We start from the raw sequence: 14,079 nt of genomic DNA on the forward strand, positions 1-14,079 counted from the left end.
GCGGATCAGGGAGAAACCGGCGCGGAGATCCTTGCTACAGAGCGATCGAGAAGACCTAGAGCCGAACGGTCGCCCGCGCCGGGCTCTCGGCACCTAAGGTGCCAGAGTCGCAAGAGATAAGAGCCGAAGGTAGCGGCAGGAGCCGCTGCCAACGTCTCCTGCGACGGCCCGTGGGGTAACGGTCAGGACGACCGGCATAGCCCATGCTCGGCTCTACAGAAGAGGGGCGTGTTGTTTGCCCGCTGCTTGGCGGGCATTGTCACGCAAGGCCATATCCTTGCCGACCTGGTAGCCGCCGAAAAGTACCGCCCAAGCGACGATCACGGCGACCAGGATGGATTTCTGTGAACTCCAGACGGGCGGCTTGTTGTCCTGCATGTCGGTCGTCCTTGGGCGCGGCGGTGCGTCGCCCACCCAGCTTGCGCTGCAGTGTCCGGGTACGCAAGCCGGCGGTGCGCACACGCCGCTGCGCGGCGCCGGATTGATCCTGCTCAAGGCGCGGCCTGCACATCCGGTGTGCAATGGTGTTGTTCCCATCTGGCAGATCGCTACGGAGCCCCACCATGTACAAGCGCATCCTGATTGCCACCGACGGATCCGAGCTGGCCGACAAGGGCCTGGCCAAGGGCCTGGAGCTGGCCAAGGACCTCAATGCCGAGGTCGATATCGTGACCGTTTCCGAGCCATGGGCCGTCGGTATGTACGACGCCATGGGCTGGAGCGTGGGCTACATGAACAGCCCCGAGTACAAGGCCGACCGCGAGGAAGGCGCACAGAAGGTGCTGCAGCCGGCGCTGGCCAAGGCGGCCGAGCAGGGCATCACCGCCAACCCGGTGCACGTATTGGACCGCTACGCGGCTGACGGCATCATCGAGACGGCGGGTGAGCGCAACAGCGACCTGATCGTGATGACCTCGCATGGCCGCCGTGGCGTGACCCGTGTGCTGCTGGGCAGCCAGACCGCCGAAGTGCTGGCACGCAGCACGCTGCCGGTGCTGGTCATCCGCTGATACAAGCGTTCCCGGGGAGGGGACCCGACGCCGGCCGCAGGATGCGCGCCGGCGTCATCTTTTGTGGGCCGTGGCGATTGCCTTGTTGGGGTCGGATCTCTTTCCGTAGGAAAGGGCTCTGCCCCCCCCCGGCCACATCACCAGCTGTACAGCTTCCAGTACACCGGCGACACGCCGTCCTTGTCGTTGTCGAAACGGCCATCGCCGTTCTTGTCGTACATGTAGAACGGTGCGCCGCGCGACGGGGTCACCTTGACCATGCGCAGCTGGCCGGACACGCGGTATTCCTCGATGGTGTCGCCGTTGTCCATGGTGCGCTTGGAAATGTCCGCGCCCTTGACGTCCACCGGGGGAGCGCCGGCACCACCCATGCTGGCGCAGCCAGCAAGCAGGAGCACGGAAGCCAGCATCAGGGTCTTCATCGGCGGGGGCCTTTGCCTGGAAAGAGCCTTGATTATGCCCCATCGCCGGGGCTGTGCCGTGTCGTCGCAGTGCAGGCACGGGCGCGTAGAATCGACCCATGAGCAGATTAGTCCTGATCGACGGGTCCAGTTACCTGTACCGCGCGTTCCACGCGCTGCCGCCCCTGTCCAATGCACAGGGCGAACCCACCGGCGCGCTGTTCGGCGTGGTCAACATGCTGCGCTCGACGCTGAAGGAGCGCCCGGCCTACGTGGCGTTCGTGGTCGATGCGCCCGGCAAGACCTTCCGCGATGACCTGTACGAGCAGTACAAGGCCAACCGCCCGCCGATGCCCGACGAGCTGCGCAGCCAGGTTGAACCGATGTGCCGCATCGTTGAAGCGCTGGGCATCAGCATCCTGCGCATCCCCGGCGTGGAAGCCGACGATGTGATCGGCACGCTGGCCCTGCAGGGCGTGGCGCAGGACCTGAAGGTGACCATTTCCACCGGCGACAAGGACTTCGCCCAGCTGGTGCGGCCAGGCATCGAACTGGTCAACACCATGACCGGCAGCCGCATGGATTCCGATGCCGCGGTGATGGAGAAGTTCGGCGTGCGCGCCGACCAGATCGTCGACCTGCTGGCGTTGATGGGCGACACCGTCGACAACGTGCCGGGCGTGGAGAAGTGCGGGCCGAAGACCGCCGCCAAGTGGCTGGCCGAGTACCAGCACCTGGATGGGGTGATGGCGGCCGCGCCGACCATGAAGGGCAAGATCGGCGAGAATCTGCGCGCGGCGCTGGAGCGCCTGCCGCTGAACCGCGAACTGGTGACCATCCGCACCGACGTCGAGCTGGACGCCCGCCCGACCACGCTTGCCCTGCGCGAGCAGGACGTGCCGGAGCTGACCGAGCTGTATGCGCGCTATGGCTTCACCCAGGCGCTGAAGGAGCTGGGTGCGCCGCTGCCGGCGCCGACGGCCGCCAGCGAAGCAACGCCGAGCCTGCGTGGCACCGCCGCCGGGTTCGCCCGTGGCAGCGCCGAGGCACCGGCCGCCGGCACGCTGGATCCGGCCCTGGCCGCGCCGGGTGAATACGAGACCGTGCTGACCGCCGAGCAGCTGCAGGCCTGGGTCGAGCGCCTGCAGCAGGCGGACCTGATCAGTTTCGATACCGAAACCGATGCGCTGGACGCGATGCGTGCGCGCCTGGTGGGTATCAGCCTGGCGGTCGAGCCGGGCAAGGCCGCCTACATTCCGGTCGGCCACGATTACCCGGGTGCGCCGGCCCAGCTGCCGATGCAGCAGGTGCTGGATGCGCTGCGCCCGGTGCTGCAGGACCCGGCGAAGAAGAAGCTGGGCCAGCACGGCAAGTACGACCTGCATGTGCTGCGCCGCCACGGCGTGCACGTGCAGGGCTACCACGACGACACCATGCTCGAGAGCTTCGTGCTCAATTCCACCGCCACCCGCCACGACATGGATTCGCTGGCCCTGCGTTATCTGGGCTACAACACCATCAAGTTCGAGGACGTGGCCGGCAAGGGCGCCAAGCAGATTCCGTTCTCGCAGGTGGGCATCGACGAAGCCAGCCGCTATGCGGCCGAGGACGCCGACATCACCCTGCGCCTGCACCGCGCGCTGCAACCGCAGTTGCTGGCCGAGCCGGCGCTGGACAGCGTGTACCGCGACATCGAGATGCCGCTGGTGCCGGTGCTGACGAGCATCGAAGCCAATGGCGTGCGGATCGATACCGTCGAGCTGCGCCGGCAGAGCCAGGACCTGTCCTCGCGCATGCTGGCCGCGCAGCAGAAGGCCACCGAACTGGCCGGGCGCAGCTTCAACCTGGATTCGCCCAAGCAGTTGCAGGCGGTGCTGTTCGATGAGCTGAAGCTGCCGGCGGTGGTGAAGACCCCGAAGGGCCAGCCCAGCACCAACGAAGAGGCACTGGAGGCGATTGCCGACCAGCACGAGCTGCCGCGGGTGATCCTGGAGTATCGCGGGCTGGCCAAGCTGCGCAGCACCTACACCGACAAGCTGCCGGAGATGGTCAACCCGGATACCGGCCGCGTGCATACCAGCTACCACCAGTCCGGTGCCGCTACCGGCCGCCTGTCCTCATCGGACCCGAACCTGCAGAACATCCCGATCCGCACCGAGGATGGCCGCCGCATCCGACGCGCATTCATCGCTCCGGAGGGCTTCCAGCTGCTGGCGGCCGACTACTCGCAGATCGAGCTGCGGATCATGGCTCACCTGTCCGAGGACCCGGGCCTGGTGCGTGCCTTCGAGCAGGGCGCCGACGTGCACCGTGCCACCGCTGCCGAGGTGTTCGGGCGTACGCTGGAGGAAGTGACCCCGAACGAGCGCCGCGCTGCCAAGGCGATCAACTTCGGCCTGATGTACGGCATGAGCGCCTTCGGCCTGGCCCGCAACCTGGGCATCGACCGTGGCCAGGCGCAGGATTACGTGGCGCTGTACTTCAGCCGCTACCCGGGCGTGCGAGACTTCATGGAGCGGATGCGCCAGCAGGCCCGGGACCAGGGCTATGTGGAGACCCTGTTTGGCCGCCGCCTGTACCTGAACGACATTCATGCACGTAACCAGGGCCTGCGCGCCGGTGCCGAGCGTGCCGCGATCAACGCACCGATGCAGGGCACCGCCGCAGACATCATCAAGCGCGCGATGGTGGACGTGGACCAGTGGCTGCGTGACAGCGGCGCGCCGGCAAGGATGATCCTGCAGGTGCACGATGAACTGGTGTTCGAAACCGAAAGCAGTTTCGTTGAAGAGTTGCGTTTGCAGGTGGTCGAGCGCATGTCGCAAGCGGCCAAACTGCGGGTGCCGCTGGTGGTCGATACCGGCATCGGCAACAACTGGGACGAAGCGCACTGAAGGTGTTTCAGGCCGAAAACGACGTGAATTCGTTCATTCGTCAGAGGTTTCTGACTCGATCATGAATGTTGCCCTGATGGAGGTTCATTAAATTGGGCCCCTTCACGAACCGTTAGTGTTCGGAGTGCTTCTATAACTCTCGACAGGCGCAACGCCTGTTGTGGATCTCTCCCATCCCCTGGAGCAGATCTCGGAACGGGGACTCCTCCCCAAGTGCCCGTTCCCCGGCCCCGTTGACCTCCCCCTGGTCAGCGGGGCTTTTTATTTGTGCCGTTGCCAGATGCCGTGGCCTGCGCCACGCTGGGCCACCGCTCCGCAGGGGAAGACAATGCCCGACCTGTTCGCACTGGCCATGCCGTGGTGGGAGTTCATCCTGCGCGCGGTGGTGGTCTATGTCGTGGTGCTGGGCATGGTCCGGCTCAGCGGCAAGCGCCCGCTGGGGCAGATCACCCCGTTCGACGTACTGCTGGTGGTGCTGCTGGGCAACGCGGTGCAGAACGCGCTGCTGGGTACCGATACCTCGCTGGGCGGCGGCCTGCTGCTGGCGGCGACCCTGATCCTGCTCAACTACGGCGTGGGCTGGGTGAGTACCCGCAGCCGGCGGATCGAGCGCCTGGTTGAAGGAGAACCGGTGGTGATCGCACGCGATGGGCATCTGTTCGAAGCCGTTCTGCGCCGTGAGCAGGTCACCCGTGCCGATTTCGAGGCCGCCATGCGCCAGCAGGGCTGCCTGGGCGTGGAGGATGTGGAGCTGGCCCTGCTGGAGATCAACGGGCACATCACCATCATCCCCAGGAAGAGCACCTGACCCTGTAGAACCGAGCCTGTGCTCGGCTCCGCTTGCTCATCAGCCGAGCATCGGCCCGGCTCTACCTCTGGTCAGGGGGCGCAGCGGACGTTGCCTGCAGCCGCCTCGCGCTGGTAGTACGCGAAGCGATTGCCGCTGTCGATGCCCACCAGGTTGCCGTTCTGCAGCAGCTGCAGCACGAAGTCGCTGCCGACATCGCGGTGCAGGACGATCCGGCCGTCGCGCAGGCTCGCGCGCAGGCGCACGTCGTCACCACCGACTTTCACGACGCCGCCGTCGAGGAAACGCAGCTGCGACAGTACGCTGCGTTCGGCGACAAAGCTGCCGCAGGGCAGGGTGATGGCGGCAATCGGCGTGAGTGCCGATGCGGTCGCACCGGCAAGCGCAGCGAGGCCCTTGGCCGGTGCGCAGGACGGGGCATCGGTGCGCTGTGCACAGGCCAGTTGCAATGCATCGCGCGCCTGCTGCAGGCGCCCACTGCTCCACAGGGACTCGGCCGCCTCCTCACAGAACGTCTCGCCGTGCTGCTCGCGGCAAAGGCCAGCCAGCTCATCCAGCTGCGCCGGCGGCAAGGGTGCATCGACCGAATGCCGCAGGCCCAGCAGTGTCTCTCCCATCATCTGCGAGGCGACCTTCCTGGCCGTCGCCATGCAACCTTCGGCATCGAAGGACGGTGATTCCTCCTTGCATATCTCAGGCATCGGCGGGTCCGCCACCTTCGGCGCCGCTGCATTGGCCTGTTCCTGGTAAGTCTCCAGCAGCTGCGTGCAGGCGGCGCCTACGCCTTCGGCACACCAGGCGTGCAGCTTCACCGGTGCGGCCTCCGGCAGCGCCTCCAGGCACTCGGAGGTGTTCATCACGCAACCATCTTCGATGGGCTCGGGCATCGTCCTGCAGGCGGCGGCGTGCTCACGGGTGAACTCACGATAGGGCGTGTTGATCGTGCGGTCGCTGTCCGAAAAGAACCAGTTTTCCAGGCGTCCCGTGGACAGGTTGCCGGTGCCGAGCACGTCTTCCTGGCGGGCGATGCGCAGTTCCTCGGTGGCCTGGTAGGGGCCGGACAGGAAGGCGTGGCCTTCGCTCTCGATGGTCAGCGTGATATTGCCGCCGCTGTCCTTGTAGGTGCCGCAGGCCATCGATTGCGCGGCCGCCGGCAGGCTGGCCGAGGCCAGCGCGAGCAACAGCAGGGAGCGCCAGCCCGCAGCGCGGGGACGAAGGGGAACAGCAGCAGGCATGACGTCATCCTTGAAGAAGAAAAAACACGATCCGCCGATACAGGACGGACCAGGCAGGGGAAAGCACCACGCCTCAGGCGTGGCGCCGGAAGATCAGAGCCAGTCGCGCGGCACCAGGTAATCGGCCAGGCGTGCCTCGGCGCTGCCCGCTTCGGGGGCAAAGCCGTACTCCCAGCGCACCCGCGGCGGCAGGCTCATGAGGATGCTTTCGCTGCGGCCACCGCTCTGCAGCCCGAACAGGGTGCCACGGTCGTAGACCAGGTTGAACTCCACGTAGCGGCCGCGACGGTACAGCTGGAACTCGCGTTCGCGCTCGCCGTAGGCGGTGTCCTTGCGCTGCTGCACGATCGGCAGGTAGGCATCAAGGAAGCCATCGCCGACCGCGCGCAGGTAGTCGAAATCGCGCTCGAAATCGCCGTGCAGGTCGTCGAAGAACAGGCCGCCGACGCCGCGCGTTTCATTGCGGTGGCGCAGGAAGAAGTACTCGTCGCACCAGCGCTTGTGCGCGGCATAGCGCTCGTCACCGAATGGCGCACACAGATCGCGCGCGACCCGGTGCCAGTGCTGCACGTCCTCGTCGAACGGATAGAACGGGGTCAGGTCGAAACCGCCGCCGAACCAGCTGGCCACCACCTCGCCGTCGCGCTGCGCCTGGAAGAAGCGCACGTTGGCATGGGTGGTCGGCACGTAAGGATTGAGCGGGTGGAACACCAGCGACACGCCGGTGGCGCGCCAGGAGGCACCTGCCAGTTCCGGACGGTTGGCCGAGGCCGACGGCGGCAGGCGGCTGCCAGCCACGTCGGAGAAACCGATGCCGGCCTGTTCGAACACCGCACCGTCGCGCAGCACGCGGGTGCGCCCACCACCGCCCTCGGCACGCTGCCACAGGTCTTCCTGGAAGCGGGCCTGGCCATCGGCGGCCTCGATCGCCGCACAGATGCGGTCCTGCAGGTCGGTGAGGTAGGCGCGCACGCGCTCGAATTCGTTCATGGCGCGTACTTTACCGCAGGGCCCGCCCGAAGCTGCGGACAGGCCCTGGCGGGCTCAGCGCTTGTGGTTGGAGTTGCGCGGCGTCGGAGCGTTGTCCACAGCCGCCTCTTCAACCGCCTTCTGCAAGGCACCGCCCAGCGTGATCAGCTCCCAGTTCTGGGTGCCGAGCACGTCGCAGGCCACGTGCAGGCCGCTGCGGTCGGCCTTGCACATTTGCTCCAGGGTTGCCCGTGCATCCACCTCCGCACCGTTGCCTTGCGCGGTGACCAGGTTCTCGCACCCTTCGCGGACGCCAGCCCGGCAGACCGTGGTGTAGTGCCCGGCGGCCTGCAGCCAGTTCCCGGACAGCGCAAGACGGTTGCCAAGAATGTTGCAGCCCTGCAGCTTGCCCTGCGTGCAGCAGGCTTCGGCCCCGTCCTCGTTGGCCAGCGCCAGCGGGCAATCCTGTGGCAGTGGCAGCACCTTGAACTGCTTCGGCGCACTGCACCTGGTCGGGCCTTCACCGGTGGGGGTGAACACCTGGAAGCGGGTCCAGGTATCCAGGCCCAGCAGCTGGCCGCCCGGCAGCGGGCGCAGCACGAAGTCGCCGCCCCGGTCGTGGTGGATGCGGATGTCACCCTCTTCGACACGCGCACGAAGATGGCTGCCCCAGCCGACACCGACCAGGCCGGCATCACCGAAATCGAGCGTGTCCATCAGGCCGCCGTCGGCCCGGTAGTTGCCGCAGGGCAGGGCCGTTGCCGGTTGCGGCTGCAACGATGCACCCACCGCCTGCAATGCCGGCAGGCGCTCGCAGGTGGCGGTGTCATTGCCGGGGGTGCAGGCCGCAGCCAGGGCCTGCACTGCCTGCAGGGGATCTCCTGCCTCCCAGGACAGCTCAGCTACGCGGGTGCAGAAGCCGCCATGCGGTACCTCGCGGCATAGCCGCAACAACTGTTGCCGCCGCTCAGCCGGAATGATCACCGGCACGGTCGGCGCCGTCATCGTCACCATGGCTTCGGTCATGGCGGCCGTCATCGCGGCCTTGACCAGCTGCTCCTGCACTGCAGGGTCGGCCTCGAGTGCGGCGGCACACGCTGGGGTCCCCTGTTCGAAGCCACCGTTGTCACAGGCAGTGGGGAGCTTGATACCGGACAGGGCGGCGTCGAGCGCTGCCTTTGCCAGGTCGGGATCGGCCTCGACCGTGGGTTTGGCCTCCTCCTGCCAACGATCAGCCAGTTGCAGGCACATGCCGGGCACACCTTCCCGGCACCCTGCTTCCAGCGCGGTCGGGGTCGCTTCGCGACGGTTGTCCAGGCACGCCTCCGCATCAGCCAGGCAGCTGCCTTCAGTCGGCATCGCTGCTGCGGCGCACTGTGCGGGGGCCTGCAGGGTGTAGACCGTGCCATCCACCTCGACCGTGCGGCCACGATCGCGCACCTGCAGCGTGCTGGGCAGGCCGTACTCCAGGTTCACCAGTTGCAGCTTTCCGTCGATCTGCTGGAACACGACCGGAGACGGCGCACTGCCGAAGTGCTTCTGCTCGCCACGGTTGGGTGAGCTGATGCGCAGCGTGCTGCTGCCTTCGTCGGCCTTGAACAAGCCGCATTGCGGTGACTGCGCGGCGGCCATCGGCGCCGCCAGCAGCAACGCCCAGGCCAGCCAGCGGCGGCGCGGTGCGGGTGAATGCATGTCGTCTCCTTGACGATCTAACGGGAAACTCCCGGCGCTACGGCGAACCACGGCCCTCGCGCGGGGGCGTGCATTGTGCCGTGCCGGGCACGGGCTGGTAACGCTGGTAGGCCGTCTGGTTGTCCATGCCGAGCAGGTCGCCGTTGCCGAGCTGGCGCAGTACGAACGTTTCGCCGTTCTGTTGCAGCTGGACGGCGCCTTCGTGCAGGCGGGCCTGCGTGCCATCGCCGAAGTCGAGCATGTCGATCACGCCACCGTCGGCCTTGTAGCGACCACACGGCACATATTGGAGCGCTACCAGGCGCAGGTCAGTGCCGAGTTCACGCAGCGGTGCGGTACGTTCGCAGGCACTGACGCGTCCAGCATCGCAGACCACCTGCAGGGCCTGCACCGCCAGCGCAGGTTGCAGCGCGTCCAACTGTTGCGCGGCCACTTCGACGCAGAAGCGGCCACCACGGTGTTGCAGGCACAACTGCTGCAGGCGATCGCGTGCAGCGACGGGAAGAGGCGAACCCAGTGTGCCCTCGTCTTCCTGTTGCAGGCGCTGGTCCACCCGCCGCATGGCGGCGGCCAGTGCATCGTCGGTCATGACTTCACAGGCCTGCGGATCGTGCCCGGCCGTGTGTTCGCGGCACGGCGGCGGGCGCTCGAAGACTGCCGGGCCGGCGTCACCGGCTGCATCTGTTGCGCTGCCATCACGCATCAACCGCAGCAGCGTTGAACAGCCGGAGCCTACGCCCTCGTCGCAGGCGCGCCGGGCCTGGCCGGTGGAGGCCGTTGGCAGCTGCACCATGCAGTAGCTGCCGGCCGCGCGGCAGCTGCCAGCCACCGCGGTGGGCTCGGTGGCGCAGGCGCGGGACCGGCGCAGGGTGTAGGTCACCACCACGTTGTCTTCGATGCGCTGCCCATCGGCGCTGATCCGGATCGGCTCGGCCACGCCATCGTCGAGCATGACCAGGCGCGTCTGCGCCGCACTGCGATCGACCCACAGCGGCTCCGGCTCACCGATGCCGTTGTCGCGGTAACCGCTGCTGGGGGTGGTGAACACCAGTGCCATGCCGTCATCGACGCTGCGGTACTCGCCGCAGCGCAGGGCATCGGCGCTGGCAGGCAGCGCGGCCAGGTACAGCAGCGCGGGGAGAAGGTTCAACAGGCGCATGCGACGGTCCTTGTCGTGCGGGAAAGGAGTGTGGCTCAGTGGAAGCGCGAGCGGATGTCCGGCTGCAGCAGGCGCCAGGCCAGCCAGCCCTGCAGACCCAGGAACAGCACCGAAGTGCCGAGCAGGGTGAAGGTCATCATCCAGCGACGCGGCTGCAGCGATTGCTGCATGTCCGGTTCGTCGGCGAGCAGCACGATCATGTCACGCATGAACACGTCCAACCACCAGGTGAACGCGAAATTGGCCAGTGCGCTCAACAGCAGCATCACCACGAAGCTCCACAGGCCCCAGCGGCGCTCGCGCAGCAGCCCCCAGCTGGCCACGGCCGAGACCAGGCAGAGCAGTGCGGCGGTCATCGAGGCACCCACCGGGTGCGCCAGCAGCCAGTTCAGGCTGTGCATCTGCCGATGCTGTGCTTCACCCGCCAGCAGCTGCCAGAGTGGAACGTCGTGCAGCGGCAACACCAGCAGCCCCTGCAGCACGAAATAGCCGGTCAGCAGCACGGACAGCCAGAAGGACGCCTGGATCAGTGGCCGAATCCACGCGTGGTAGGGCGAAGGCTGCAATGAGGGCGGCGGGAGTGGCACTGACATCCGGTGTCCTTGCAATCGGTGCCCGCGCAATCAGCGGGCCGTCACCCGGGTGGCGACGGCCGGCAGGATATGGTGTTCGCTCAACGGTGCCAAGGGCAGGCCATGCGGCGGCTGCAACGGTACCCAGGCCAGTTCGGCGATCTCGGCGCGTGCCCGTGGCGTGCCGTCCACCTGCACCCACCACGCCTGTGCCTGCACGCGGTGGCCGGGTTCGTTCACCGCCCAGTCCTCGAAGTGGCCCAGCGCGACGGCGGTCTCGGCGCATACCTGCACACCGAGTTCCTCGTCCAGTTCGCGGGCCAGCGCCTGCAGCGGCGCTTCGCCGGATTCGGGCTTGCCGCCCGGCTGGATGAAGCGGCTGGCGCCGTGCTTGCGCACCACCAGCGCCCGGCCGCGATCATCCAGGATGACCGCAGCCACGATATGGATCGTGGCCGCGGCGTTGCTCACTTCAGGTTCTGCTCGAACAGCTTGAGGATGCGCTTGTACTGGTCCAGCCAGGAATCGGCGCGCACGTAGCCGTGGCGCTCCAGCGGGTACGGTGCGATCGACCAGTTGTCCTTGTGCAGTTCGATCAGGCGCTGGGTGAGGTTCACCGAGTCCTGGAAGAATACGTTGTCATCCATCATGCCGTGGGCGATCAGCAGGTTGTCCTGCAGGTTCTGCGCGTACTCGATCGGCGACGACACGCGGTACGCCTCCGGATCGATGTCCGGGGTGTTGAGGATGTTGCTGGTATAGCCGTGGTTGTACTGGTGCCAGTCGACCACCGGGCGCAGCGCGGCGCCGGCCTTGAACGTGCCCGGCGAGCGGAACAGGGCCATGAAGGTCATGAAACCGCCGTAGGAACCACCGTAGATGCCGGCATGGTCACGGTCACCCTGCTGGGTGTCGACCAGCCAGTCCAGGCCGTCCTTGTAATCTTCCAGTTCCGGGTGGCCCATGTTGCGGTAGATCGCCGTACGCCAGTCGCGGCCGTAGCCCTCGCTGCCGCGGTAATCCATGTCCAGCACGATGTAGCCCTTCTGCACCAGCAGGTTGTGGAACATCTGCTCGCGGAAGTAGGCCGGGTAGCGCTGGTGCACGTTCTGCAGGTAGCCGGCGCCGTGCACGAACATGACGATCGGATACTTCCTGCCGGGTTCCTTGTTCTCGGGCTCGTAGTACTTGGCCCAGACCACGCCGGCACCGTGCTTGGACGGCACCGCCACCAGCTTCGGCTGGATCCACTGGCGTGCCTTGTAGTCGGCAGTGCGGGTGTCGGTCAGCACGCGGGCTTGGCCACCGGTGCTCGGCAGCACGGCCAGCTGCGGCGGCAGGTAGGCGCCGGAGTAGCGCACCAGCAGCTGCTGGCCGTCCGGCGACAGCGAGAAGTCTTCCACGCCGTTGAGGCTGGTCAGCTCGCGCACCTGGCGGCTGCCGGTGTCGACCGCGCAGACTTCGTAGTCATGCGGTGCCTGCTGGTTGCACAGGAAATAGAAGCCCTTGCCATCGGCCGACGGCACCGGCGCCGAGGTTTCCCACTTGCCGCTGGTCAGCGCCTGCGGCTTGGCCGTGCCGGCCTGGGTGTACAGGTGCGAGAAGCCCGATTCCTCCGACAGCAGCCAAAGCGTGCGGCCATCGGCCATCCAGCCGAAATCGTTGAATCCCCAGTTGATCCAGCCGTTGTCGGTCAGGCGATGACGGTTCTGCACGCGGCCATCGGCGGCGTTGATGCTGACGATCCAGCGGTCCTTGTTGTCGTTGGCGCGCAGCATCACCGCGGCCTGTTGGCCATCGGGGCTCCAGCGGATGCCACCGCCCATGAAGTCGCTCATCACCTGCACGCTGCGGTCGCCCTTCAGCGCATCCTTGCCGGCCTTGCGGCGCAGCTCGGCCAGCGGGTCGGTGGCGATGCCGGGCAGGCTGGACAGCGAGACCTTCTCGGCCTTGCCGGTGCGCACGTCCACATACCACAGGGTGTGCGGTTCGAAGCCGTTGCGACCGACGCGGGTGCGGGTGTCCTCGGTTTCCTCGTAGCCTGATTCGGTCACGTACAGCGGCATCTTGCCGCCACGGCCGTCGTCGAAGTCCTTCGGCTTGGTCACCACGATCAGGTGGGTCAGGTCCGGCGACAGCACGCTGTCACCGATCTCCACGTCGGCACCCAGGTACACCGGACCCGGCGCGCGGGTCGGGTCGGCCTGGCGCCAGCGCTGGTCCTGGTCCTTCAGCGCTTCGCGCTGGTCACGGTCGCGGCGCAGGGTTTCCAGCGTGCGCAGCTGCTGGTCGCGCAGCACATCGGCCTTCGGCGCCGTACGCGGATCCTTCTCGGCCTTCAGGCTGGCCACCTGCTGCACGCCGCTGGCGGCGGTCCAGTGGAACCAGTTCTGGCCCACCCGCCAGATCACGCCATTGTCGGCGGCGAAGTTCACGTTGCCCGCGCGCTCGTTGCTGCGGGTCAGCTGGGTCAGCGCGCCGCTGCGCAGGTCGCGCACGAACACGTCGCCATTGCGCACGAAGGCGCTGCGGCTGCGGCTGCGGTCGTAGACCGGCTCGGCCACGTCGAGGGTGCCGCGCTGGTCATCGGCCACCTGCGCGGCCACGCCACCGGCCACCGGCTGGCGGAAGGTGTCGCGCACCGGGCTGCCGTTGCGCTTGAGCTGGTATTCCACCTGCTGGCTGTTCCACGACCACCAGGCCTTCTCGACCGGCGGACCGATCCAGTCCGGGTCGGCCATGGCCTGTTCGATGGTGATCGGCGTCGGCGCGGCATGCGCAGCCGGTGCGGCCAGCACGGCCGACAGCAGGAGGGACAGGGGCAGCACTCGGGACATGGGCGGACGGCACCAGTAGAGGAAACCGGGCAAGGGTAGCAGCCGCCCGGGCCGGGGGAGGGGGCCACAGGTCATGGCAGCGGGATTGGCAAAGTGGTGCAACCGGTTGCCAGGGTTGCGCATCCATCCTTCTGAACCCGCATCATCCACCGAACAGGAGCCCGACCATGCAGGAACTGATCCCGATCACCCTCTTCATCTGCATCGCCTATGCGATCCACGCCATTGCCGATGCCCGCGCTCGCAGCAAGCTGGTCGCTCCCCATGTGCCCGAGGAAGTGATCCGCTCGCTGGCCATGCTGGAGGAAGAGCGCCGCCGCCAGGGCGCGCTGCGCTGGGGCATCAGCCTGGTCTGCCTGGCGCTGGCCATGGCCCTGCTGGAAGTCATCGGTGCCCGTGACCTGACCTTCGGCGCCGCTGCCGCAATGGTGGGCAGTGCCGGCCTCGGTCAGCTGCTGGCCTGGCACTTCACCCGTCCCGCCGCGCGCAAGGGCTGAGGCAG

Annotated in this window: 13 protein-coding genes; 4 read left to right on the forward strand and 9 right to left on the reverse strand. The window is 67.3% G+C overall.

Annotation, left to right across the window (positions count from 1 at the left end):
* Positions 1-213 precede the first annotated feature (213 nt).
* Complete coding sequence (locus DI041_RS21270; protein ID WP_169050364.1) at positions 214-378, reverse strand: hypothetical protein; 165 nt, start codon at positions 376-378, stop codon at positions 214-216.
* A 185-nt stretch (positions 379-563) separates the two neighbouring features.
* Here DI041_RS21270 and DI041_RS15670 point away from each other — a divergent pair, with 185 nt between their 5' ends.
* Positions 564-1,010, forward strand: coding sequence for a universal stress protein (locus tag DI041_RS15670; protein ID WP_005411629.1), 447 nt, complete (start codon positions 564-566; stop codon positions 1,008-1,010).
* A gap of 137 nt (positions 1,011-1,147) precedes the next feature.
* On the opposite strand, the gene DI041_RS15675 is transcribed toward DI041_RS15670, so the two are convergent.
* On the reverse strand, positions 1,148-1,432 hold the full coding sequence (locus DI041_RS15675) for a DUF2782 domain-containing protein (protein ID WP_046983456.1): 285 nt from the start codon (positions 1,430-1,432) through the stop codon (positions 1,148-1,150).
* Positions 1,433-1,530: 98 nt separating this feature from the next.
* Here DI041_RS15675 and polA point away from each other — a divergent pair, with 98 nt between their 5' ends.
* Both polA and DI041_RS15685 read left to right on the forward strand, forming a co-directional pair.
* Complete coding sequence (polA, locus tag DI041_RS15680; RefSeq protein ID WP_136639783.1) at positions 1,531-4,305, forward strand: DNA polymerase I; 2,775 nt, start codon at positions 1,531-1,533, stop codon at positions 4,303-4,305.
* Between the two features lie 328 nt (positions 4,306-4,633).
* The gene (locus tag DI041_RS15685; protein WP_046983458.1) at positions 4,634-5,113 is read left to right on the forward strand and encodes a DUF421 domain-containing protein; all 480 of its coding nucleotides are present in this window, start codon (positions 4,634-4,636) and stop codon (positions 5,111-5,113) included.
* A gap of 71 nt (positions 5,114-5,184) precedes the next feature.
* On the opposite strand, the gene DI041_RS15690 is transcribed toward DI041_RS15685, so the two are convergent.
* From DI041_RS15690 to DI041_RS15720, 7 genes are all read right to left on the reverse strand, one after another.
* Entirely contained in the window at positions 5,185-6,348 is a 1,164-nt protein-coding gene (locus DI041_RS15690) for a hypothetical protein (protein ID WP_136639782.1), read from the reverse strand.
* Positions 6,349-6,441: 93 nt separating this feature from the next.
* Positions 6,442-7,338, reverse strand: coding sequence for an oxygen-dependent coproporphyrinogen oxidase (gene hemF / locus DI041_RS15695; protein WP_136639781.1), 897 nt, complete (start codon positions 7,336-7,338; stop codon positions 6,442-6,444).
* 54 nt (positions 7,339-7,392) lie between these two features.
* Complete coding sequence (locus DI041_RS15700) at positions 7,393-9,009, reverse strand: hypothetical protein (protein WP_136639780.1); 1,617 nt, start codon at positions 9,007-9,009, stop codon at positions 7,393-7,395.
* 37 nt (positions 9,010-9,046) lie between these two features.
* The gene (locus DI041_RS15705) at positions 9,047-10,168 is read right to left on the reverse strand and encodes a hypothetical protein (protein WP_136639779.1); all 1,122 of its coding nucleotides are present in this window, start codon (positions 10,166-10,168) and stop codon (positions 9,047-9,049) included.
* A gap of 35 nt (positions 10,169-10,203) precedes the next feature.
* Positions 10,204-10,761 (reverse strand): hypothetical protein, encoded by a 558-nt coding sequence (locus tag DI041_RS15710; RefSeq protein WP_136639778.1) that lies wholly within the window; start codon positions 10,759-10,761, stop codon positions 10,204-10,206.
* A 30-nt stretch (positions 10,762-10,791) separates the two neighbouring features.
* The gene (locus DI041_RS15715; RefSeq protein WP_136639777.1) at positions 10,792-11,211 is read right to left on the reverse strand and encodes an NUDIX hydrolase; all 420 of its coding nucleotides are present in this window, start codon (positions 11,209-11,211) and stop codon (positions 10,792-10,794) included.
* Positions 11,208-13,577, reverse strand: a complete 2,370-nt coding sequence (locus DI041_RS15720) for a S9 family peptidase (protein ID WP_046983465.1) — start codon at positions 13,575-13,577, stop codon at positions 11,208-11,210. The genes DI041_RS15715 and DI041_RS15720 overlap by 4 nt, the downstream gene beginning before the upstream one ends.
* Before the next feature lie 167 nt (positions 13,578-13,744).
* Here DI041_RS15720 and DI041_RS15725 point away from each other — a divergent pair, with 167 nt between their 5' ends.
* A complete protein-coding gene (locus DI041_RS15725; protein WP_136639776.1) occupies positions 13,745-14,074 on the forward strand; it encodes a hypothetical protein in 330 nt (109 codons plus the stop codon).
* The last annotated feature ends 5 nt before the right edge of the window (positions 14,075-14,079 follow it).

This window comes from Stenotrophomonas maltophilia, assembly GCF_004920835.1.
GTDB lineage: Bacteria > Pseudomonadota > Gammaproteobacteria > Xanthomonadales > Xanthomonadaceae > Stenotrophomonas > Stenotrophomonas maltophilia_AQ.

Coding starts and splice junctions, on each gene's coding strand:
- DI041_RS21270 (WP_169050364.1), bottom strand. CDS start 378: ATGCAGGACAACAAGCCGCCCGTCTGGAGTTCACAGAAATCCATCCTG.
- DI041_RS15670 (WP_005411629.1), top strand. CDS start 564: ATGTACAAGCGCATCCTGATTGCCACCGACGGATCCGAGCTGGCCGAC.
- DI041_RS15675 (WP_046983456.1), bottom strand. CDS start 1,432: ATGAAGACCCTGATGCTGGCTTCCGTGCTCCTGCTTGCTGGCTGCGCC.
- polA (WP_136639783.1), top strand. CDS start 1,531: ATGAGCAGATTAGTCCTGATCGACGGGTCCAGTTACCTGTACCGCGCG.
- DI041_RS15685 (WP_046983458.1), top strand. CDS start 4,634: ATGCCCGACCTGTTCGCACTGGCCATGCCGTGGTGGGAGTTCATCCTG.
- DI041_RS15690 (WP_136639782.1), bottom strand. CDS start 6,348: ATGCCTGCTGCTGTTCCCCTTCGTCCCCGCGCTGCGGGCTGGCGCTCC.
- hemF (WP_136639781.1), bottom strand. CDS start 7,338: ATGAACGAATTCGAGCGCGTGCGCGCCTACCTCACCGACCTGCAGGAC.
- DI041_RS15700 (WP_136639780.1), bottom strand. CDS start 9,009: ATGCATTCACCCGCACCGCGCCGCCGCTGGCTGGCCTGGGCGTTGCTG.
- DI041_RS15705 (WP_136639779.1), bottom strand. CDS start 10,168: ATGCGCCTGTTGAACCTTCTCCCCGCGCTGCTGTACCTGGCCGCGCTG.
- DI041_RS15710 (WP_136639778.1), bottom strand. CDS start 10,761: ATGTCAGTGCCACTCCCGCCGCCCTCATTGCAGCCTTCGCCCTACCAC.
- DI041_RS15720 (WP_046983465.1), bottom strand. CDS start 13,577: ATGTCCCGAGTGCTGCCCCTGTCCCTCCTGCTGTCGGCCGTGCTGGCC.
- DI041_RS15725 (WP_136639776.1), top strand. CDS start 13,745: ATGCAGGAACTGATCCCGATCACCCTCTTCATCTGCATCGCCTATGCG.